This is a genomic window from Wolbachia endosymbiont (group B) of Erebia ligea (genome assembly GCF_947179575.1).
GTDB classification, from domain to species: Bacteria; Pseudomonadota; Alphaproteobacteria; order Rickettsiales; family Anaplasmataceae; genus Wolbachia; species Wolbachia pipientis_C.
Genome location: NZ_CAMXBW010000003.1, coordinates 28,948 through 42,917, shown reverse-complemented (window position 1 = coordinate 42,917; position 13,970 = coordinate 28,948). Strand labels below are relative to the sequence as shown.

Sequence of the window (13,970 nt, the reverse complement as noted above, 5' to 3'; positions counted from 1 at the left end):
ACGTTCCCGCTCAACATGGTTATTCGTTAATGGAATATTCTCTGGGTCATCCAAAAATGTCCACATCATTGACTCGGATTTTATAATACCCTTTACCGTTCGTGAAGCTCCTTTTGCTTCAAGTATATAAGATATTTTTATCATGCAGTACTGTATGTATCTTCGTAATTCTTTAGCTTGCTTAGTGAACTTTGAAATACTAATTTCATTTTCTGACAAAGCGTTTTTTAATACAAACAATCCATTAGCTGCGTCTTTTAAACAATGGCCAAGTCTCATTACTTCACTATTCCAACTATGAGATAACCTCTCGAAATTTCTCAATAAGTGAGCCCAACAAATTTGTCGTTTTTCATCACTGAAGTGGTTGTAAACTGCATATCTGTCAGTAATTACCAGGTTTTTGTAATCACAAAATGCACTATTCTTTAAAAATTTCATTCCTCTTGTATCTGCTAACTTCATAAGACTTGCTTTATTGTTGGCAAACATCCAGCACCATCCCAATTTGCCTTTGTTGTAGTGACTGGTTTCATCAATATGCAAAATTTCGCTTGCTTTTATTTCTTCCTCTATTTGTTCATAGGCTTCTTTACATTTTGACGAAACCCTTGCTTCACTATTGGACACACTACCAACACTTATACTCATGTTAAAGATGTCTTTCATAATATTCGCTATTTCTCGCTTTGAATTCTTATAAAACCCACTTAGTGATGCAACTACTGACTTAACTCTAGGACCAAAGGTATCCGGTGTAACTCCTTCTGGTAATTTGCTACTCCTTCTTTTTCCGCATTTACGACAGCGACCATGTTCTAATTGATACTCAACTACGTAAGGCTTAATTTCTGGTAAATCAACTTTTTGATAGACATATGGTTTTTCCGATATTGCGATTTCTTCACCACACTCGCATCTATTTGGTAACTCTACCTTCACCACCTCATCTGCTTCCATTTTAGCTCGGCAATTCCCCTTATGTCCAACTTGACCACCTATCTTCCTGCCGCCCTCTGACTTATCTTCTGGTGTGTCTTTTTTTATTTTGTACAGCTCTTTTGAACTTGGTAAAGATGAATTCCTTGAGTTTAAGCCGAGTCTCTCTCTTAGTTCAGCATTCTCTATTTCTAAGATTTTATTTTTTTCTTCAATCTTTGCTACTTTCTGCTCTAAGTTTTTACATAACTCTACAATACTGATCAACAATTGAAGCATCTAGCCTTACTTTACTATCAACATTTTGTGTTATTACTACTTTAATATATTATGTCAATTGTTTTTTATCCTTGCCACACCTCTGAACGGATACAAATTATTCCCTTCAGCGCTCCCATTCGCAAATGCTCTAATGTTATTGCATGTTTGTTTCTCATTAGCTGTAAATGGTCAGTTATTACGTCTGCTAGCGCTTTAAGTTCACTTTCTGATCCAAATGCCCTTATTCCCTGTACTTCCTCTGGTAACACTACATCATCATGCGGAATATGTGGAATCGTAAATGTTCTTACCTTTCTTTTTCCTCTTTTTCCTACTGTTGCTGGCGCCCCTGGTACTTGCGTTGGTAATAAACTTAATACTCCGTTGTGTTCTTCTATGGTAATATGTCTAAATCTTACTGACCTACTTGGAAACAAATTTAGATTTTCAACTCGTCCATAATTTATCGGCAATATATTTATCGCATTTGTTAGTGCCGTCATGCTAAATGCTGTATTTGTAAATGGATTTTGCATTTTTTCTCTCCTTTTTTTCCTATTAATTTTAGTTAAATTCCCTTGCGGACAATGATCCCTCGTGCTTCAAGTTGCTTTATTGCTGCAGCTTTCTGCTCTTCAGTGATATTTGCTGGCCACACAACCGCATGATCTGCTAGTATTGCACAACGAGTAATAATTACTGCTTTAGCATTTTCTGTCGCATTTACATCACTTACTACTGCACCTATCGCTGTTTGTGTACCATCTGTGGCAGTTGGATTTATTATCTTAACCATGCTATCTTTATCGAGAGCCACTACTGTACCAAGCTTTAGGTTCTGCCCTTTTGCTACTGTTATCTGATCTCTTGAATATAGACTTGATGCCTCATACTTTAATAAGTCACCCAGATTATTTTGTTCGCTTATACAACTCATAAATTTCTCTCCTTAACTGCTTACCGCCGCTTTTATCAATGCTATATACGGCGGTTATAAAAATACTTTAACTCCTACGACTTTTCGCTACCTGCATCATCAATTCTTCTCCTGAATTCTGTGGTATTGCACTCAGTATCTCTGTCTTCTTTGTTCTCTCTGTAAGTAATTCCATTAAAACTTCCCTAGCTTGCTCAACACTTACACTTTGCTCAATAAATTCTCCTATCTTTTCTGGCATCTTCGATAAATTACATAAACGTATTAATTCAAGAACTTCAGTACGATACTTGGTTAAATTATCAGTTTCTAGGTCATTTGTAGTTTGTTCATTCATAGTAATACTCCTGTTTTTATTAATAGATGAAAGAATTGTCATTCCGTCTGCAAGGCCTATTTCTACTGCTTTCTCCCCAAAATATAGCCCTGCCTCTGTTGATCGAATCTTTTCAATTGAAAGACCTCTGTTCCTTGCTATTAGCTGCAAAAACATTTCATATAGTCGGTCTACTTCTTTTTGTAAGCTTCCCAGACTTTCAGACGTCATTGGCTCATGTGGGTTTAAATCATTCTTTCGACTACCAGCAAAGATTGTGGTGTACTTAACACCTTGCTTTTCATCAAATCTACTTTGATCTATATGACTTGCTATTACTCCAATACTGCCAACACCAGAAGTTCTGCTCACAAATACCTTCTCAGCGCTTGAAGCTATAGCATATGCAGCAGAGTATGCATCATCATTTGCTATCGCTATTATCCTCTTTTTTGCTCTTGATTCATAAATAAAGTCAGCTAGGTCAAATATACCGTTTACCTCTCCTCCGGGGCTATCTATTTCCAGCATAATTGTCTCTATGCTACTATCTGCTAATGCTTGTTTGATTTGTTCTTCTATTTGCTCATATGATGTCATCCCGAGCATTTCATCAAACGCACCTGGTTTTTTAGTCAAGATTCCATGTATTGCTATAATTGCAGTTCTTTCTACGTTACTTTTGATGGAGTGCTTTATGTTTTTAAACGTGGGATGTTTTTGATTGTTTAATGACAATAGCTCAAAACTCCTTGGTTCAAGCATTAATGGTTTTCCTAAGAGCATCATAATCCTTTACAATCAGAGTCAAACATTAAGTTGAGACTATTTGCACGTTTTTGATCTTCTGCTATTTCTTGATCTATTTCTTCAACATCGTAACCCATTTCTGATACTACTTCCGATCGACTCTTAAATCCATTCCTTACTGCCATTTGCTGCGATTGCTGGTCTTTCAGTGGATCCACCCAATCAAATCCCTGTGGTATCCATTTTACTTCTTCTTTCGCTGCTTTTACTACTTTTTCATCTATACTCAGTTCTCCACAAAACACTGCTAATTCTAGCCATCTATTCCAAATAGGTCTACAAAACTGGAACACTATCACGTTATGCTGTAACATTGCGCACCTTCTGCGAAACTCTATCAACCCTGCCCGAATGGATGAATAATTAACGCTTGTTAAATCTCCTGTTAGCTGCTCATATGTTATTCCTGTACCTATTGCTATTGCCCTCAGTTGCTGTCTCATGAATGCTTCATAACTTCCTCCAACATCTGATGGCTCTGAAAATTTTATGTCCTCTCCTGGGTCTAAAAGCTGCATTGTTCCAGGTTCCAGGCCAGATAGTGCTACTCCTTGCTCACTTGCTTCACCTTCTCCCATGATATTTGCTTCTGGATCAAGTCTCGTAATAAATCCCGCAAACATTGCTGCAGTCTTTTTTCGTACTAATTCTGCATCATCATATTGATCAAGTTCATAGAGCTTTAGCAGTATACTCGAAAGCCATGGCTCTCCTCTAATTTGCCCAGGTCTTAGTGGTCTATAAATATGTAAAACATCATTTGCTGGTACTCTTACTGATTCTCCAAATGAGCCTTCGCCTGGATGTTCTCTAAATAAGTAATATGCTTCTCTTTGCCCAAGCTTGTTAAACTCAATCCCGTTTCTTATTACATTACCATTTGCTAAAGTTTGATTTGTTTTATTGTCTAAATGTTCAGACTCAAGTACTTGCAGTTGTAGTGGTACAGAAAATCTATCTTCCAGCTTTCTCGTTCTTAAACGTACAAAACATTCTCCTCCCTCTATCATACTTCTGCATACTAGAGCTTGTAATCCATAAAAATCACTTACTCCACTACTGTCTGCTTCATCTGTCCATCTTAGCCATAATTCTTGCACCTTCTTTCGAAATTCTCCATCTCTTGCTTTTGATTGTGGTTTTATTCCTGTTCCAATAGAGTTACTTACTATCGTATCAATTATATTTGCAGCGTAAGGATTTTTTCTCACCATATCACGTGATCTACTACGTAAAGTTTCAAGGCTTTGAGACAGCAAATTGTTTATACTTCCTAACTCTGGTTGAAAGTGAAAAAATCTTCTTCCTGAGCCTGCTGCATCCCACGCTGAGCTTTTGATTTTTGGCTTACTAAATAGTTGTTTGAACGATTTTAATAGCATTTTGCCTCTTTGATTATGCAGCAGTTTGTTGCGCAATTTGACATTAAAAAATTACAGCAAGCTGCTGGAGAGTCTGGCTGTTAACACTTTATAAATTATGCATGAGGCTCTTGCACAAATACCAACGCTTATTCTGGGCTGCGTTCATAAATGTCCTTCCGATGTCCCATTGCAGTAATAGTTACTGTGTGTTTTGAGTAATTTATCCTATAAATTACACGATAATCACTTACTCGTATCCTAAAATACCCTTTGAATTCATGCGATAATGCTTTACCTATTGCTTTAGGGTTGGTTGCAAGACGACTATCTACAGCTCTTCTCACTCTAGATCTTATCGTTTGTGGTAATGCAAGAAAGTCCTCCTCAAGAACTCTTTTTGAATAGATAATATCGTATCCCAGCTTGTATCTCCACCTTTAGACTGTTTTTGCAGATAATATTCTATTCCAATCTACATCCTCACTTCTAATTTCTTCATCACCTCTAGCATCACGCTCAAGAGAAAGCTTAGCCAACTTTATATCTACTTCATCTATTTCATCATCTTCTTCAGATAATTTGCTTGCTTCAATTTCTTCTTCCACTAGGTCCTTTACAACTTCTCCTATAGTTCTATTTTGAACTTTTGCCATTTCTATAAGGTAGTGAGCAAATTCCCCCTCAAAATTTACATTAACATTAAGCCTTTCTTGACTTTGATCCATATTTTAACTAGAAAATACCAATCTTAAACTATAACATTTTTACACAATTTTGTCAATCCCCTTACTTGTCGCAATCACAATTCTTCTCTTCGGTCTCACACCTGCAACTTTCAGTTCAGCTTTAATACGTTGTCTTAAGTTTAGTAAATCATTTATCTGAACTTCAGCATATCTCACAACATGGTCACCATATGCAATTGATACTACTCTCTCTCCATTTTGTAGTTTCTTTATCGCTTCTTCGACTTGAATTAAATAATCTTCGTTATACATTTATTACTTGCTTCTAAGAAACTTCCCCTATCAGCTCATCTTTTTTTATCAGGATATAACCAAATTCATTGGCTTTTTTACCCAGATTCTTTACTACTCTTTCCTTATATAACTTTTCATAATAATCCATTCCTTTTTCTACATATTCTTGTCCACATTTCAGCATTTGATAAAAAATACATGCTAATTTTCTTGCTGTAGCAGTTATTGCTTTTGGTGCTCCCAATCGATTTTTCAATCTTCTACAGTACGCACCTAATGCACTTTTACTGTGCAACATAGAATAACCAGCAAGTCGAAAAGCATTTGCAGCACGGTTAATTACTTTACGAGTTCCACTTCTAATCACTCTTTCTCCTGTAATCCTATTAAATGGACATAATCCCAACCAAGAAGTAAAATGTTTTTCTGATGGCCATTTATTAGCATTAAGACCAACTTCTGAGAGGATGGTCTGTATATTTGATGTATTAAGCCCTGGAACTTTGGTGAAATCCATGCCAGTTATTCGATACAATTCTTCGTGTGCAGCAAAGTTTGGTTTGTTTCCTGCAGACCTCTTTACTTTACTGCATTGCTTATTTTCATTTGATCTTGTTTCAAGTGTTTTATAATAGTTTTCCATACTTTTATCACATTCTTTTATTTGCTCTTGAAAAAAAGTATATGCTTCGTATTCTTGCTTTAATGTAAACAAATGCTCTTCTCTATAGTCACCTGTTAGTGCTTTTGCTATGGTTGATCTGTCATTTTTTATTCGTCTATCACTCAATTCAGCCAATCTATTAGAGTTTCTTTCACCCGCAATTATTGCTTTAATGATTCGCATACCAGTTACACCTGTAATATCACTAATAACCTTGTGTAATTGAATGTTCATTTGAATTAATGCTTTTTGCATACGTTGAGTGTGTACAGCTGCACTTTTTATCAGGTTGTCATGTTGTCTATTATAACCACGTAGTACACAAATTTGGTTATCAGGCCTAAATGATCCTTGAAGTAACCCATAGCTATGTAATTGCTGTAACCACTGGCAATCTTGAACGTCTGATTTTCTTCCAGGTACATTTTTTACATGTCGTGCATTTACCAGTTTAACTTCGAATCCATATGATTCAAGTATTTGAAACAAAGGAATCCAATATACTCCTGTTGATTCCATGGCTATCGTTCTAACTTCACACTTTTTCAACCACTTTGCTAGGTTATGAAGATCTACTGTAAAGCACCCAAATTTTTGAACGCGTTGTTTATCTCTCCCTTCTGGTACGCATGCATAATGTACAGATGAACCAATATCAATCCCTGCTGCATTAGGATTCACTACTTCTAATTTACTTTTTGCTTTTGCCATATAAAATCCCTTATATATACCTTATAATGAAGAAGTGCTTTAGCTTGGGGCGGTTATATTACACAATCTTCTAAACGAGGTAGCTAAGAAGCTCCATCAATGGTTTGACCGTCCCTTCCAAAATCATACTGATCCACGGGCATTTATTGCACCATTGCGAACTCGATTATAACTGCAGAAGCACTTCTTCATAAAATTATATCCAAAAATTACTGCAATGTGCATTAGGACGTTTCTTTCTGGTTTAACAGATTTTGTCTGTTCCGGTGCTGATCCACTTGCTTTTGACTATTTTCTTTGATTTTTTGCTTTCTGGTTTTTCACTATTCCATTTACTCTCTGGCCAACGATCAATTCCAAGCGCAATAGATGCTGCTCTTGCGTAAATTCGGCAATCTAGTACTTCATTTCTTTCTCTTACCTTTTGCCACTCTTGTTTGGTATATCCTTTCACTACTTTACTGACTAATTGCTCTGCCGTTAGCTGCTTAAAATATTCAGGTGCATACTCAGGAAAATGACAATATCCTGCTGGCACTTTCTCTTTTTCCCCGCTTTTTAAAATATTAAGTAGCTGAAAAAGCTCTGATTTTAATATCGATACTCCTACTGGCCAGAGCTTTATTCCTCTCTTTAGCTTTTGACCACCAACTGTTATATCTACTCTACTTGGGCTGCTAAGTGGTACTAGTGCTTTATTTACACCTTTCACTGCCATTACTCTTCCCGATCCTTGATGACTTCTCACCCAGTTGTAAACTTCCTGCGTTGCATACCCTGCATCAACCGCCATCATGCTTATCATATATTCAAGCCCATTTTCACCGATAAAATGATGATTTAAGAGCTCAGAGAGTTTTCCCCATACTTCTCCACCTCCTGTATCTCCTTCAAATACTCGATAGTCTATTGACCAACTTTCACGGCTTTTTCCCCAGGCTACAACTTCTACTTCTAAACGATCTTTTTGGACATCTACTCCTGCTGTGAGAACCACTTCACCTTTTGGTACTGTGCCTACGGGAAAAAATTCTCTCCTGTTAAATAATTGCTTCCAATCTGGTACTTCTCCTTTATCTACCCAGGTTTCTCCAAGCGTAGTATTTATCCAAACCTTCAGTAATTGTTCGCTTTCCTTTGCATGGAGAAAGTCCTCTACTGCTTGTTGCCAACTATACCAGCCTACTGGACTATAAAGACTTGAAAGATGAAATCCTTTTTTCTCCCCTTCTTTTGCCCCTGTAGCTCTCCATTCTCCACGGTCTAGCATCTCTGTCTTTTGATGATTTTCTATCTTTTCACCACATTCTATACACATATAGTGTGCTGTATTTGGATTTTTATCTTCCCATTTTATTTGTGACCACTTTAAAATTTGGTAATAATTACAATGCGGACATGGTACAAAAAAATATCTCTTGTCTGTAGCTTCAAATTCCTTCTCAATTCTGCTTATTCCATGAATCGTTGGCGTTGATACTAAAAAAATCTTTCGCCGTGCAAATGTATTAGTACGGGCTATGCTGAGTAAAACTGGATCTCCTTCACCTCCCGAATCTCCTGGATAGGCATCTATTTCATCAAGAAAGAGATATTTTACTGGCATAGATCGGAGGCCTACACTGCTATTTGCTCCGGTTATTACTACTATTCCACCTGGAAATTCCTTACTTTGTACAGTATTCCCTGAATCTCTTGATCTTGGGTCTTTTACTTTACTTTTTAAACATGGTGTACTTTCAATCAGTGGCGCAAATCTTCCTTTTGACCAACGTTTTCCCATTTCAACTGTTGGCTGTACTACTAGCATTGGCCCTGGTGTTTGATCGATGATATAGCCTATCCAATTGTTACCAGCTTCTGTTCCCCCAATCTGCGCTCCTTTCATGAATACTACTTTTTCTGCAGGTGAAGAAGGAGAAAGTGAATCCATTATTTCTTTTAAATAAGGAGTTCTTTCTGTTCTCCATTTCCCTGGCTCTGATGCTGCAGTTGGTGCTAGAACTCGATACTCATTTGCCCACTCTGATACTTTAAGCTCTGGATCTGGTCTTAAACCTTCAGAAAAAGCTCTAGCGTATATCATTGTCTGCATCTACTCATAATTGACTCTATCTCAACATCATTAACAGTAGAACTACACTCTTCCAGTTCCATAAACATCTTTTTCTGAAATTCCTTTTCTATGTATCTTTTGCTCATCTCACTTATCATTATTGCTATAATAAGCGCAAGTATTCCTGTTGTTGTTGCAAAAATGATTGTACTGCTTATTGTTGTTGCTGTTAAACCTATATATGCTGCCATTGCTACTGCGCTAACTGTAATACAGATGCAGATAATATTATTATGTTTTTTCATCCTTTTATCTGCTATTTCTCTCTGTGCTATATATTTATTATGAAGGGTTGGAAAATTAACAACGGTATCTCTGCAGAGTAACGCTCCATTTTTTTCAGTAAATAAAACTTTAAGTAACTCTAAATTATTTGACTTGATTGCTAAGTGCAAAACAGGTGTATAGTTTGCTCCTTTTTTCAGTAGTAATTTTACTACATGTAAATGTCCTTTTTCTGCAGCAAGGTAAATAGGTGATAAACCTTTATTATTTACAATATCAATATCAATTTCTTCCTTTAAGATTGCATCTACAAGCTCAATTTCTCCTCTTTGTGCAGCTAAATGGAGTAGACTATTCTTTTCAGAACCGTATTTATTACTCATCAAAGCCTTCTTTATCTCAGGTTTAGCGTAATCAAATGGTGTCTTGCCCCTATCGTCTTTTACCAGAGGGTCTATATCTTCTCGCGTTAGTAAGACCTCTATTGTTTTAAGTCTTTCAGCGTAATGTAGAGGTGTTCTATTTTCGTAGTCCTGCAAATTGACTTGAGCATTAGGCTCCTTTATTAAGCATTTGAGAATATCAAGACATAAATCCCTTTCATCGTAATTAGTATTACTTACAGCTATATGCACAGGTGATAATTTCATCGAGTTTTGTCCTACACGTGCGCTATTTACATCTGCTCCTAGCTCCAGTAATAACTTTACTATCTCCAACTTCTTGTTATTAACTGCATAGTGCATTGGTGTCTGATTTCGTGCATCAAAGACATCTATTTCAGCGCTTCCTTCTTCCACTAAAATTTTGACAACATTTTCATGTCCTATGCCTGCTGCTAGATGTAATGGAGTATGATGCAGAGCATTTCGTACATTAACGTCAATACCTTTTCTGATCAAATATCTAACTGCATTAATTTCACCTATCATTGCAGCTAAATGAAGTAAGCTATCTTGTTCTGATCCGTATTTGTGATTGATTAATGCTTGTAATATTTCTGCTTTTTTACCTTCTTTGGCATAATCTAAGGAGGTTTTGCCTTCATTGTCCTCAACAAAAGGATTAATGTTCTTTTTCGTGAGTAACAGATCTACCATACTTAATTCATCAAACTCTATAGCGCAATGCAGTGGAGTTTTTCCGTTTAACCCTCTGACATTAACATCTAATCCAGGTTGATTAATGAGGCATTTTATTAACTCTAAACTTAAGTTATCAGCCATTTTATATTCAAAATCTTTTTTATATTTGAAATTTAGTATTAGATAATTCTTGTAATGAGTTTGTAATCTCTTCGGTTAGCGCCATATGAATCTTTTCAGTGTCGCTCAGTGATGCAAGCAGTGCTGAAACTCTATTTGGAATATTAAGCAAATTATTACGGACAACTCTTGCTACATTAAACGCATCGCGCTTTACTTCTTCTACTGCTACAAGTTCTCCTATCTCAGCCTTAGCTTTCGCCTCAAGAAGTTTACCTCGCTCCATTTCATTTTTTATTCGCGTTTTAAGCAACATCGTGGAAAGTTTTTCTCCGCTTTCTGAATAGTTTTTTCTTCTCAGTGGTTGACTTGGATCTCTGATTGTTTCTATAGCCCTGTTTGCTTGTTCTCGGTCAATGAGTCCATCTTCCAGCTCAACTATTCCTTTTTTTACTAAAGAACAGACATATTGCTTTGATACTCCTATCTCTCTTGCCCATTCTGTTTGTGTGATTTTTTCCACTCTTTTCCTCCTCTCTTTTCGCTCCTTTTTACGAATTTTCTTCTTGAATTTCCGCAAAAGTTTTACCAGTACTGGCTAAAAGGGCATCTCTTCCGGTATATATTTGCCAACGTTTTATGGTTACATCTACAAATTTTGAATCTAGCTCTATTGTCCTACAGATTCTTCCTGTTCTCTCACATGCAATCAGTGTACTTCCAGAACCACTAAATGGATCAAATACTATATCTCCAGGTCTACTGCTATTAACTATTGCTCTCTCCATTAGCTCTACTGGCTTCATTGTTGGATGTAATGAGTTATGTGTTGGCTTATCATAAAACCACAGATCACTTTGATTTCTTCCTCCATGCCACTCACGTTTATTACCGCTTTTCCATCCATAGAGCATTGCTTCGTATTGTCTTTGATAATCTGATCTTCCTAGCGTAAAGTGACTCTTTGCCCAAATGATAAATGTTGACCATTTTCCTCCTGCCTCCTCAAATGCTTTTTTCAACGTTGAAAACTCTGATGATGATATGCAAATGTAAATTGCTCCCTTCGTATATGCTAAAATATGGGAACAGATGTCATAGAGAAAAAGCTCATACTTTTCACCTTGATTATCGTTTAGTATCTTTTTATCCTCTCTTTCTTGACTGCTACCATAATCAACGTTATATGGAGGATCACAAACAGTAATGTCTGCCATTTTATCATCTAACAGCGCTTTATATGATTCAACTACAGAGCTATCACCACAATAGATTCTATGATCACCTAAAATCCATAAATCCCCTGGTTTTGTTATTTCTACCCTTTTTTCATCACCAACCAAGTCAGAAAAATCTTCTTTTTCACCATCTAAGTCATCAAGGAAATGTTGAACTTTTTCTAGCTCAAATCCAGTCATTTTAAGATCAAATTGTAAATCTTCTAACTCTTGAATTTCCACCTTCAAAAGATCATCATCCCACTTTGCCCAATTAGCTGATTGATTTGCCAGTAACCGAAAAGCTTTGGTTTGTGGTTCATTTAAATTATCACTTAAGACCACTGGAATACTCTCCATACCAAGTTTTCTTGCTGCTTTAAGTCTTAAATGGCCATCAACCACAGTCCCATCGCTTTTTGCAACTATTGGTATACGAAAACCAAACTCCCGAATAGAAGCACACATTCTATTTACTACGTCATCATTTTTACGTGGGTTACGCTCATATTCAACTAGGTTTCGAGTAGGATAGTAGTGGATTGCTAAATTCATATCTTAATAATTAAAAAGTTAATATTCAAAATATCTCTGACGCTAGAGAAGGCCTGGGGTCGAACCCACCAAACCCGCCATTATGGCCGAAAGGACCCACTTTTTATGGGTTTTTTGTCTTATTAATATCTTTACTAATATAGAACATTAATGCCAAAGCATCGGCCTCATTATCATCTCTAGGTGAAAAACTTTTTTCACGTATCGCTTCAATAACTTCACTCTTACTTGCATTGCCTTTGCCTGTTATAAAGCGTTTTATAGTTTTAACATTAACACCTTGGTAGGGAATATTGTTCTCTTCACACCAAGCAGACAGAACTGCGAGAAAACCGCCATAGCAATGCGCTGCATCAGTTCCTAGATGTCTTCTTACTTCCTCAAAATACACTGCAGTGAACTCATGTTTCAAAGAATTAAGCCAATTGTGAAAACTTAAAAAACACATTCCACCTCCACTGAAACGGCTACCATGAAAGCTTTTGCTTCCACTTTCAATTACTCCATCTGTAAGAATTGCCCAGCCGGTTTGCTTGCCGAGATCTAGCGTTAAGATTGACGTACAAAAACTCCTTTGTGTAATTAAAGTTCAATGCCCTGTATAATATATATGTACGATGACTCGCAAATTCGTCCGCAATTTTGAAAAAAAATTAAAAAAAATTTCATATCCTGCCATTTGAGTTTTTTTCATCTTTACTTATCTTAATAACTATTTTACATAACTTATATTACGCCAATATTTATATTATTATATTATCATATATTATATTTTACCTGTATTTAAATATATATATAATATATATAAGACTTCAGTAATCCGTAAACCCTCTTTACTGGCCGATTTTAGCCACTTAACTTTAGAAACGGCTTTTAGGAATAGAACATAAAAAAGACAATATTATCAATAACTTAACGATTACTGCTTTCTGAAATACTAATTAGTAACTCAGAAATTAGGTACGAAATTGGTAGTTTTTTACCTATGAAAAAGTAGCTTCAGTAGTGTATCAAAACGTTTAAATCTTATTTTAATTTTTAAAGATTTTATTCTTTTAGATAAAAAAATTATTACTACTTTTTTATAATAAATTAGTCATACAAAGTCTTGGTAAAAATCTCTATTCATGAAACTTTTGGAGTTTTTATGAAGAATTCTTATCAAGGAATCGATTCTACAATTGTTAAACATGTGAGATTTCAAGCTTCGCGCCTTAAATCCAAAAGCTGTTTTATTAACGAAAGTCTCGAAGATATAGAACAAGAGCTTTTTTGTCAGGTTTGGCAATATCTTAACCAGCACGATGAGAAAAGAAGTAGTTTTAGTACTTTCGTTGCTAGATTAGCTAATTATTGTGCTCGCAATATGTTACGCAATCAGTTATGTCTAAAACGTAATATAACTTTTGATGATATAAACGACGATATTCCAGATCATAGGAACTCGGAAATCGAAGCGATAATTCGCACTGATATAAATAATATAATTTCAACTTTGTCTGAAAAAGATAGTAATTTATGTCAATTACTTAAGGTATTTACTATTACTGAAGTTTCTGTAATAACCAAAATACCAAAGACAACTATCTATCGCACACTAGAACGAATACGCAATAAATTCTCAGTTTTAGAGAAGTTATAAGCTCTCGATTATATTTGCTCAAAATTTT

13 protein-coding genes and 2 pseudogenes are annotated in these 13,970 nt (G+C 35.9%); 1 reads left to right on the top strand and 14 read right to left on the bottom strand.

Annotation, left to right across the window (positions count from 1 at the left end; translation table 11 throughout):
- Positions 1 to 3 precede the first annotated feature (3 nt).
- From tnpC to OM962_RS04940, 14 genes and pseudogenes are all read right to left on the bottom strand, one after another.
- Positions 4 to 1,206: pseudogene (gene tnpC / locus OM962_RS05005) on the bottom strand (IS66 family transposase); the annotation flags it as partial.
- A gap of 107 nt (positions 1,207 to 1,313) precedes the next feature.
- Positions 1,314 to 1,736, bottom strand: a pseudogene (locus OM962_RS05000) (major capsid protein); the annotation flags it as partial.
- 32 nt (positions 1,737 to 1,768) lie between these two features.
- Positions 1,769 to 2,137: a head decoration protein gene (locus OM962_RS04995; protein ID WP_047759659.1), complete on the bottom strand. Its 369-nt coding sequence runs from the start codon at positions 2,135 to 2,137 to the stop codon at positions 1,769 to 1,771.
- Positions 2,138 to 2,204: 67 nt separating this feature from the next.
- The gene (locus tag OM962_RS04990; RefSeq protein ID WP_264331172.1) at positions 2,205 to 3,239 is read right to left on the bottom strand and encodes a S49 family peptidase; all 1,035 of its coding nucleotides are present in this window, start codon (positions 3,237 to 3,239) and stop codon (positions 2,205 to 2,207) included.
- Complete coding sequence (locus OM962_RS04985) at positions 3,239 to 4,645, bottom strand: phage portal protein (RefSeq protein ID WP_264331035.1); 1,407 nt, start codon at positions 4,643 to 4,645, stop codon at positions 3,239 to 3,241. The genes OM962_RS04990 and OM962_RS04985 overlap by 1 nt, the downstream gene beginning before the upstream one ends.
- Positions 4,646 to 4,773: 128 nt before the next feature.
- Positions 4,774 to 5,034, bottom strand: a complete 261-nt coding sequence (locus tag OM962_RS04980; RefSeq protein ID WP_256359319.1) for a type II toxin-antitoxin system RelE family toxin — start codon at positions 5,032 to 5,034, stop codon at positions 4,774 to 4,776.
- 30 nt (positions 5,035 to 5,064) lie between these two features.
- Positions 5,065 to 5,352, bottom strand: coding sequence for a hypothetical protein (locus OM962_RS04975; RefSeq protein WP_007302904.1), 288 nt, complete (start codon positions 5,350 to 5,352; stop codon positions 5,065 to 5,067).
- 39 nt (positions 5,353 to 5,391) lie between these two features.
- Positions 5,392 to 5,625: a gpW family head-tail joining protein gene (locus OM962_RS04970; protein ID WP_114517730.1), complete on the bottom strand. Its 234-nt coding sequence runs from the start codon at positions 5,623 to 5,625 to the stop codon at positions 5,392 to 5,394.
- A 13-nt stretch (positions 5,626 to 5,638) separates the two neighbouring features.
- Positions 5,639 to 6,982, bottom strand: coding sequence for an IS110 family RNA-guided transposase (locus tag OM962_RS04965; RefSeq protein WP_262986668.1), 1,344 nt, complete (start codon positions 6,980 to 6,982; stop codon positions 5,639 to 5,641).
- A 244-nt stretch (positions 6,983 to 7,226) separates the two neighbouring features.
- Positions 7,227 to 9,068, bottom strand: coding sequence for a phage terminase large subunit family protein (locus OM962_RS04960; protein ID WP_264331034.1), 1,842 nt, complete (start codon positions 9,066 to 9,068; stop codon positions 7,227 to 7,229).
- Entirely contained in the window at positions 9,065 to 10,549 is a 1,485-nt protein-coding gene (locus tag OM962_RS04955; RefSeq protein WP_141457102.1) for an ankyrin repeat domain-containing protein, read from the bottom strand. Before OM962_RS04955 ends, OM962_RS04960 begins: the two co-directional genes overlap by 4 nt.
- 19 nt (positions 10,550 to 10,568) lie before the next feature.
- A complete protein-coding gene (locus OM962_RS04950) occupies positions 10,569 to 11,051 on the bottom strand; it encodes a hypothetical protein (RefSeq protein WP_141457100.1) in 483 nt (160 codons plus the stop codon).
- A gap of 28 nt (positions 11,052 to 11,079) precedes the next feature.
- A complete protein-coding gene (locus tag OM962_RS04945; RefSeq protein WP_264331033.1) occupies positions 11,080 to 12,300 on the bottom strand; it encodes a DNA modification methylase in 1,221 nt (406 codons plus the stop codon).
- A gap of 103 nt (positions 12,301 to 12,403) precedes the next feature.
- Positions 12,404 to 12,856 (bottom strand): crossover junction endodeoxyribonuclease RuvC, encoded by a 453-nt coding sequence (locus tag OM962_RS04940; protein ID WP_226079873.1) that lies wholly within the window; start codon positions 12,854 to 12,856, stop codon positions 12,404 to 12,406.
- A gap of 591 nt (positions 12,857 to 13,447) precedes the next feature.
- On the opposite strand from OM962_RS04940, the gene OM962_RS04935 reads away from it, so the two are divergent.
- Positions 13,448 to 13,942, top strand: a complete 495-nt coding sequence (locus OM962_RS04935; protein ID WP_010962699.1) for a sigma-70 family RNA polymerase sigma factor — start codon at positions 13,448 to 13,450, stop codon at positions 13,940 to 13,942.
- The last annotated feature ends 28 nt before the right edge of the window (positions 13,943 to 13,970 follow it).

Bases quoted from the DNA above. Each gene is read 5' to 3' on its own strand.
- OM962_RS04955 (WP_141457102.1), bottom strand. From the start codon at position 10,549: ATGGCTGATAACTTAAGTTTAGAGTTAATAAAATGCCTCATTAATCAA.
- OM962_RS04960 (WP_264331034.1), bottom strand. From the start codon at position 9,068: ATGATATACGCTAGAGCTTTTTCTGAAGGTTTAAGACCAGATCCAGAG.
- OM962_RS04965 (WP_262986668.1), bottom strand. From the start codon at position 6,982: ATGGCAAAAGCAAAAAGTAAATTAGAAGTAGTGAATCCTAATGCAGCA.
- OM962_RS04995 (WP_047759659.1), bottom strand. From the start codon at position 2,137: ATGAGTTGTATAAGCGAACAAAATAATCTGGGTGACTTATTAAAGTAT.
- OM962_RS04985 (WP_264331035.1), bottom strand. From the start codon at position 4,645: ATGCTATTAAAATCGTTCAAACAACTATTTAGTAAGCCAAAAATCAAA.
- OM962_RS04990 (WP_264331172.1), bottom strand. From the start codon at position 3,239: ATGCTCTTAGGAAAACCATTAATGCTTGAACCAAGGAGTTTTGAGCTA.
- OM962_RS04970 (WP_114517730.1), bottom strand. From the start codon at position 5,625: ATGTATAACGAAGATTATTTAATTCAAGTCGAAGAAGCGATAAAGAAA.
- OM962_RS04935 (WP_010962699.1), top strand. From the start codon at position 13,448: ATGAAGAATTCTTATCAAGGAATCGATTCTACAATTGTTAAACATGTG.
- OM962_RS04945 (WP_264331033.1), bottom strand. From the start codon at position 12,300: ATGAATTTAGCAATCCACTACTATCCTACTCGAAACCTAGTTGAATAT.
- OM962_RS04975 (WP_007302904.1), bottom strand. From the start codon at position 5,352: ATGGATCAAAGTCAAGAAAGGCTTAATGTTAATGTAAATTTTGAGGGG.